This is a genomic window from Bacteroides sp. CAG:633 (assembly GCF_000435115.1).
GTDB lineage: Bacteria > Bacteroidota > Bacteroidia > Bacteroidales > Bacteroidaceae > Bacteroides > Bacteroides ndongoniae.
The window spans coordinates 1-7,215 of sequence record NZ_FR883136.1; the positions used below are offsets into that span (position 1 = coordinate 1).

Genomic DNA, 7,215 nt, shown 5'->3' on the forward strand with positions numbered 1-7,215 from the left:
AAAGGTAGAATAACGGCTGCGCGCCACACTATTCAGACTGACCGAGGTATAAGGATTGAGCACGTGCATGCCGTCGATGTACGTCTGTGTCTCGTAACTGCTGCCTCCACGCACCAATAAACGCCCGCTTTCGCCCTCGACCTGCGTCCCCGGTAATGTCTGCAAGGCCTTGTACAGGTCGCCGTTCGCACCGCCCACGGTTGCCAGTCCGACGGGTTGCAAATCGTTCCACCGACTGTTGGCGGCCGGAGTCCTGTGTCCTTTGACTACTACTTCGCCCAAGTCCACACTGTCCGTAAACAGTTGCAGGCGTATCGTATCGGTCGTGGTCGTCTGTGCACGGGCAACAGCTACGCATGCAAAGGCAAGGAAATATCCCATCCATAGAATAGCTTTTCTCCTCATAGTCTTCATCGTTTTTGTTTGATTCCGACAGCAAACATAGACGAAGAAAACAAGGCACAAAAATATCCGGGACAGACAGCCCGGATATGTGACCGGCAGACGTCCTCGTGTGACGAACGGCCTGCCTCTGTGACGAATGACTAAGCGTTTATCCCCTTCTCTATCATTGTCTTAACCTGCTTTGCATACGCCCGCGACACCGGCACTTCGTCCCGGCAACCCTCCAGGCGCAAGCGGTATCCCTGCGAGTTGCCCGACACATCGGTCACCTTGCTGATGTTGACCAGAAAAGCCCGATGGCAACGCACGATGAACGGACAGCCTTCCACCGCCTGTTCCATCTGCTTCATGGTGATGCGCAACGTCTTCCGCATTTCTTTCTCTACGCTCCCACTCTCCGGAACATTGTGCTGCCCTGCAGGGCGACAAGTAATCTTCACGTAGTTACCTTCGGCTTCGGCAAACAGGAAGTCGGCCGCCTCCATTTCGAGAACTTCCTTAGTAGTTCCGGCAAAAACCAGGTGCAAACTTCCGGCATCGGCATCCCTGCTTCCGGCCATGGCAGCTGCCCGTCCCGGATGCTTCAGACAGGTATTCAGCTCGGTAGCCTCCCTCAGATTACGCGCCAGCACTAAGTTGCGGTTCCACATAATGAAGAAGACAATGGGAAAAGGCGCCAACAGCAGTACCCAAACCATGCTGATACCCAACAAACGCCAATCGGGCGACAGGCCGAACACCCACGCCGTATACAGCCAGTTGAACAATCCTATCAGCAGACAGACAATCAGCGTATGGAGCAACTCCTTGCCCACCGTCCAGTTCTGTTCCTTGTGATAGGCAGGAAACAGCCAGGGCAACAGATAGACCATGATGCTCAGTGCAGCGGAAGACACCACGGCATAGCCCAGCAGCACAGGTAGCTTGCCGGTCTCCATCCGCGAAATGCCGAACGGCTGCAACAGATAAATAATCAGAAAGACGATCAGCGAAGGCACCACTACCGTTTTCCAACGTTTGCACAGCGCCGGATAAGGAGTTTGCAGAAGTTTTATCAGCTTTTTCATTGCTTTTTATATAAGACGGGCAAAGATATACAATATATTTGTAATATCCGGATAGCAAAACAGGGTTTCTTCAAAAGAAAATAGAATATGCAAGCATTATTTTTATGTTCTACAACATATACCTTGCGAACAATTTGTATCTTTGCAGTGTTATTAGAGAAAAGAAAAAGAAGTAAGAACCGCTTTCCGAAACGCGGGAAGCACAAAAAGAAGATGATTATGAAAAAAGACGTAAATGAAATTATGATGTTGCAGTACCGTATCAAACGTTATCAGTCGATGAGAAACGGTGCCATGTGCCAAGCCCTTAGCGGCAAACTCCAGAAACTGCTTGCCAAGCAGTAATCGGAACTGAATGTAAAAGCGCTTGCCTCCGCAAGCCTGATAAGATGTAAATAAACAACCCTTTAAATAAAATGAGTGAAGAGGATGTATCGCAAAAAGATACATTCTCTTTTTTCTTTATCCCTGCACAAGGAGAAGGTAACAACTATCAACCTCGCCCCGACCTTCACTTACTCCCAGTCGCTGAACTCGAAACTGAGCTGCTCCCATACTCCTTTCTTCGCCTCTTCCTCGTGCGGATTGGAGATGGAAAGGCCGATGAGCCGGATGGGATGCTGCTCGTAATCGACTTCCTTCAGCAGTTGCTTGGCCAATGGCAGAATCTCGTCGAGCGTATGAAGTTCCTGTGGACGGGTCGTGCTGCGGGTTATCTGACTGAAGTCGTGAAACTTAATCTTCAACGTCAGCGTATTCCCCTTGAAGTTATGACGCTCCAGCCTGCCTGTCAGTTCCACCGCAACATGATACAGTTCGATGATTACCGACGAACGACGGGAAATGTCCTTCTCCAACGTATGCTCGCAACCTACCGACTTACGGATGCGCACCGCCTCGACAGGACGCAAATCGATGCCTCGGGCAAAGTCGTAATAAACGCTCCCCATCTTGCCAAATTCCTGCGTCAGCATCGCAAGCGAACGGGTACGAAGCTGTTCGCCGTTGTGTATGCCCAGCAGGTGCATCTTCTTGGCTGTGACAGGCCCTACTCCCCAGAAACTTTCGATAGGCAAACGGGCAATAAAGTCGAGTGCCTGGTCGGGATGAATGGTACACAGTCCGTCGGGCTTGCGGTAGTCGGAAGCAATCTTGGCCAGAAATTTGTTGTAGGAAACACCGGCTGAGGCCACCAGATTCAGTTGGTCGCGTATCTTCTGCTTTATCTCGCGGGCTATGTCGACAGCCAGTTCCATGCCCGGCTTGTTATGGGTGACATCCAGGAAAGCCTCATCCAGCGAAAGAGGTTCTATCAGGTCGGTATACTCGTGGAATATCTCGTGTATCTGACGCGACACTGCCTTGTACACGTCCATCCTGCCGGAAATGAAAATCAGGGAAGGGCACAAACGTTTGGCCTTCTGCGACGACATGGCCGACCGCACTCCATAGCGGCGAGCCTCGTAACTGGCCGTAGCCACTACTCCCCGCTCTTCGGCACGCCCCACGGCAATAGGTTTGCCACGCAACTCGGGATGGTCGCGCTGCTCTACGGATGCATAGAAGGCATCCATGTCGATGTGTATAATTTTACGTTCCATTGTCAGCTTTCCTTTTTTCGGCAAGGCAAGGACAAATATAGTGCACTTTTACGAAATAAAGGAATGACAGAAGTCAAATACAACGGAGGGGATGAGAAAAAAATGAAAGGATAAAAAAAGAACTTCCTGCCCGTCTCCGGATGCATGTGGAGAGCGGACAGGAAGTTTATAACCGATTATTTCGACTTGAAAATAATCTTATAGATCTTAGGCATACCGTTATAACGGCATGTTACGGTAGCAAAGCCTTCGTCTGCCTTGGCCTGGTCGATCTTGATATCGACTTTCTTATCCGATGCCTTGGCGGTCACTTTCGGGAATGACTTTCCGTCTGCTGCAACCTCATATACCAATTCGTAGTGCGAATAGTCTGTAATGCCGTTTTCGTTCGTCGAGCGTACCGGTGTCTTGGGCAGTTCGATGGCCTCACCGCCTACCTTCACCGTCACTTCGGGCACTACCGGACGCACAATCGGGTGCTTGGCAGAGCTGAATCCCAATCCGGACATATCGAACAGAGGAGCCTGCCCCTCGCCTTCGGCTACTAAATAGATGGCGTGTTTCTTATCCAGATGATCTACCACGTCAGCCACATCCAGCGTGAACTTGGTTTCTTTCTGTGCGGCACCTGCCGGTACTTCAATCACGCCAATCTTCTTGCCTTTCCATACGGCATTGTTCCAGGGGGCATCCAGCCATACATTTACCTTGAATGCCTTGTCGGTACGCGGAGTGATGAAGAGGTTGAACACCGTACCGTTTCCGGGTTTCGTCCCTTCGAAAGCCTTGATGCCGTTCTTGTCCTTATCCAATCCGCCAAAGCCGAAGTACTTATAACCGATGATGACACCGTTCCGCACTCCTGTTATCGGCATGTGGTTATCCCATACGTCCCAGGAATCCTGCTGAACACCTGTATCGGACAGGTAGCAGGCATAACCGGCCGAATAATAACGATACGGATCGAGACCGAAGATGTGGAAACCTTCAGAGGTAACTTCCGCACCTGTATATTCGTGACCGTTGCTGTCTTTGGCCGTCCACTTATGGTCGTCGGCATAAGCATCGTAACCGGTAATGGTCACCTTGCCGCCTTCGGAAACAGGTTTCTCGTCCCACTCAATCTTGATGGGCGCCACTACGGCCTGACGGGCAAAACCGAAGTTACGGGGCGGACGGTGATAGAATACATACCACTGACCGTTGATTTCCTCGATACTGCCGTGCGTATTGTGTCCGCCATTGGTAGATACCAGTGACTTACCGTCCTCGCTTACTTCCGGACCACGCGAGTCTACAACGACGCCACCGATTTTCCACGGTCCGAGCGGAGTGTCACCATAAGCATAACGCAGAGTGGAGTTACTGCTTCCCATACCATAGTCGGGACCGGAGTAACCACTGTAAACCGATACATACTTATTTCCTACTTTACGGATGGAGGAAGCTTCGAAGAAGTTGAAAGCCCCCAAATCCTGTCCCGGATAGACGTTAGGATAAACGGCATCGGCCGGATCGCGAACTACGCCATACCGACGTCCTGCCGGCATATTAAACGGAATCACCTCCTTACCGGGACGTACCGAATACATGGTGTTCTGGTCCAACTCGGCGGCCGACGAGCGCTGGAATCCCCAGAAGCCGTAGGCACGGAAGCCGATTTCGTAATCCGGATCGTTCGGGTCGGTGATCTGCTCTACATAAACCGAAGGGTCAAAGCCCATGATACTGCCCGGCAATGCCTTCCGACCGTCTTCGGTCACATTCACCGGAGTAAACGGTCCGTCCGGACGAGTACTCTTTGCAACCATTGCCTCGCGGAACGGGCCACGGCTGTGCGGATACAGGTAGTACTCGCGAGTACCATCCCGACGGTTCACCTCCACGAGGTCGGGAGCATACATCACGTCCCATTGCCCGTCAATGTGATAGGTGAAAATCGAGCCTTCGTCACGCCAATTCTGCAAGTCCTCTACCGGAGCAGACCAAGCACGGATGTCCGGTCCGCAATAGCTGTCGAGGCGCAAATCGTGCGAACCGATGATATACACTCTGTACTTACCGGGATTGTCCGGGTCCTCAAACACGCGTGGCTCTCCATCGGGCACATGTTCCCACAAAGGGAGATAAGGGTTACCGATACTTTCAAACACAGGCTCTTTAACAGCTTCCCCGCCATCATCCGTTTTCGAAGAAAAAGCCATCCACTAGCAGCCAGCGAAAGTGCGGCTACATACAAGAAGGTGCTTGGCCTTCTTTTTTGTCCATTTCTCTTGAGTTTCATAAATTATTAATTTTAAGGAATACTTTTTGCTGATATTCTGCAAGGCTTCAGCAAATTAAAAACATCTGTCTCAATGTTTACACATCACTGATAGACAAACCGTTAAGGACACATCCGCAACTCCTCGTCTATTATTGCGTGTAAAACGTACATGCAATATTGGCAATTTAATCGACATCTGCAAGAGAAAATATCGAAAGCTGAAGGCAGAACAGGCAAAATCTGTTACCTCCGGCCATCGGCCCGGTGCAGGAAACAGACGGTCGGATACAAGAAGACCTTGCACGCGACAACAGAAAAAAATCTCATGAAAAGAAAGGTATCGGCCCCAACCTTTTCATCTACATCTTACGCCTCATCCGCCGATAGACGTATATGAATGCTGGAATCAGGAAAGCATCTGCAAACACCCATGCAGTAGGGTCGCCAAAGCAGACGGCCAAATAACCGAATACCGGTACGGCAAACACACTGACCAGGATTCTGGCTATCATCTCGGACACACCGGAAAGCATGGCCAGACTGGTATATCCGACTCCCTGAATGGTGTAGCGCAGGATGCAGAGCAGGCCCAGTACGGGAAAGAACGATACCGAAACATGCAGGAACAGGGCCGTGTCCTTCAGAATCTCGGCTTCGGAAGCATCGACAAACAGCAAGGCAATCGTACGGGCACTGGTCATCAGTACCACGAAGGTAAAGGCCCAATAGATCATCATCATCAACGCACTCGACTTCACCCCTTGCCAAACGCGCTCCGGCTTTCCGGCACCGTAGTTCTGTCCCGAATACGTAGCCATGGCTATGCCGAGACTTTCAAACGGGCACATAAAGAACATCTTGATGCGCATGGCAGCCGTAAAAGCAGCCACACAGGCGGTGCCCAGCGCATTGTTGGCACTCTGCAACATGATACTGCCAATAGCCGTTATCGAGAACTGAAGTCCCATCGGCACCCCGATATACATCAGCCGGCGGGCCAACGAAGCATCGTACTTACGTTCGGCAGGCGTCGTACGAAGAATATCAAACTTCTTCACCATATAGAAGTAGCAAAGGACAGCCGAAACTGCCTGCGACACCAGCGTGGCAATGGCCGCACCGGCTACTCCCCACCCCAGAACGAGGATGCAGAAAAGGTCGAGCACAATGTTCAACACCGTCGAAAGCAACAGGAACCAGAACGGGGTCTTACTGTCGCCCAAGGCACGGATGATGCTAGACAGCAGATTGTAGAAGAACGTACAAGGTACACCGATAAAGGTGAACAGCAGATAGCGGTATGCTCCCTCGAAGATATTGTCCGGCGTACGCATCCAGTGCAGGATATTGCCGCACAGCAGACTGGTAACTACGGCTATCACGACCGACATCACCGCTGCCAACTGCAGACTGACGAACACATAACGGCGCATCGTCGTATAGTCGCACGCACCGAACTTCTGGGCGATGGGAATGCCGAAGCCACCACAACATCCGTTGCAAAAACCCAGAATAAGAAAGACGACCGACGTGCTGGCACCCACCGATGCCAGCGCATCAATGCCCAAGAAGCGTCCGACAATGGCCGCATCTACCAGCGAATAAGTCTGCTGGAGCAGATTGCCTAAAAGAAGAGGTAAAGCAAAATTAAATATCAATGGAAGGGAACGCCCTTCCGTCATTGCTTTAATGCTTGCCATATTGGTTTCCTTTCAACTGAAAAAACTGCTTTGCGCCAGATAATCGGGCGTTTCAGCGTATATAAACATCACACTCCCTCCCTTAATAGCGTCGATAATGGGGCGTGAAAGGGCACGGGGAACGGCCGGACATCCGAAACTGCGCCCCAGACGCCGCCCACCGCTGATGACGGAAG

6 protein-coding genes and 1 pseudogene are annotated in these 7,215 nt (G+C 51.2%); 1 reads left to right on the forward strand and 6 read right to left on the reverse strand.

The annotated features are described in order from the left end of the window. Window positions 1-381, reverse strand: a pseudogene (locus tag QVP67_RS13100) (TonB-dependent receptor plug domain-containing protein); the annotation flags it as partial. 164 nt (window positions 382-545) lie between these two features. Continuing rightward, window positions 546-1,472 (reverse strand): LytTR family DNA-binding domain-containing protein, encoded by a 927-nt coding sequence (locus tag QVP67_RS13105; protein ID WP_022164017.1) that lies wholly within the window; start codon window positions 1,470-1,472, stop codon window positions 546-548. A gap of 219 nt (window positions 1,473-1,691) precedes the next feature. On the opposite strand from QVP67_RS13105, the gene QVP67_RS13110 reads away from it, so the two are divergent. Next, window positions 1,692-1,817 carry a hypothetical protein gene (locus QVP67_RS13110; RefSeq protein ID WP_262483118.1) on the forward strand — a complete coding sequence of 42 codons (126 nt, stop codon included), beginning with the start codon at window positions 1,692-1,694 and terminating at the stop codon, window positions 1,815-1,817. 170 nt (window positions 1,818-1,987) lie between these two features. On the opposite strand, the gene dinB is transcribed toward QVP67_RS13110, so the two are convergent. From dinB to QVP67_RS13130, 4 genes are all read right to left on the reverse strand, one after another. After that, a complete protein-coding gene (gene dinB, locus QVP67_RS13115; RefSeq protein ID WP_022164019.1) occupies window positions 1,988-3,073 on the reverse strand; it encodes a DNA polymerase IV in 1,086 nt (361 codons plus the stop codon). 176 nt (window positions 3,074-3,249) lie between these two features. Next, window positions 3,250-5,277 (reverse strand): hypothetical protein, encoded by a 2,028-nt coding sequence (locus tag QVP67_RS13120; RefSeq protein WP_022164020.1) that lies wholly within the window; start codon window positions 5,275-5,277, stop codon window positions 3,250-3,252. Between the two features lie 421 nt (window positions 5,278-5,698). Further along, window positions 5,699-7,039 (reverse strand): MATE family efflux transporter, encoded by a 1,341-nt coding sequence (locus QVP67_RS13125; RefSeq protein ID WP_288180200.1) that lies wholly within the window; start codon window positions 7,037-7,039, stop codon window positions 5,699-5,701. Between the two features lie 12 nt (window positions 7,040-7,051). After that, the coding region (locus QVP67_RS13130) for a murein L,D-transpeptidase catalytic domain-containing protein (protein WP_288180202.1) at window positions 7,052-7,215 on the reverse strand (164 nt) is incomplete at its 5' end.

Excerpts from the sequence above, each read along its gene's own strand:
- QVP67_RS13110 (WP_262483118.1), top strand. The coding sequence starts at position 1,692 with ATGAAAAAAGACGTAAATGAAATTATGATGTTGCAGTACCGTATCAAA.
- dinB (WP_022164019.1), bottom strand. The coding sequence starts at position 3,073 with ATGGAACGTAAAATTATACACATCGACATGGATGCCTTCTATGCATCC.
- QVP67_RS13120 (WP_022164020.1), bottom strand. The coding sequence starts at position 5,277 with ATGGCTTTTTCTTCGAAAACGGATGATGGCGGGGAAGCTGTTAAAGAG.
- QVP67_RS13105 (WP_022164017.1), bottom strand. The coding sequence starts at position 1,472 with ATGAAAAAGCTGATAAAACTTCTGCAAACTCCTTATCCGGCGCTGTGC.
- QVP67_RS13125 (WP_288180200.1), bottom strand. The coding sequence starts at position 7,039 with ATGGCAAGCATTAAAGCAATGACGGAAGGGCGTTCCCTTCCATTGATA.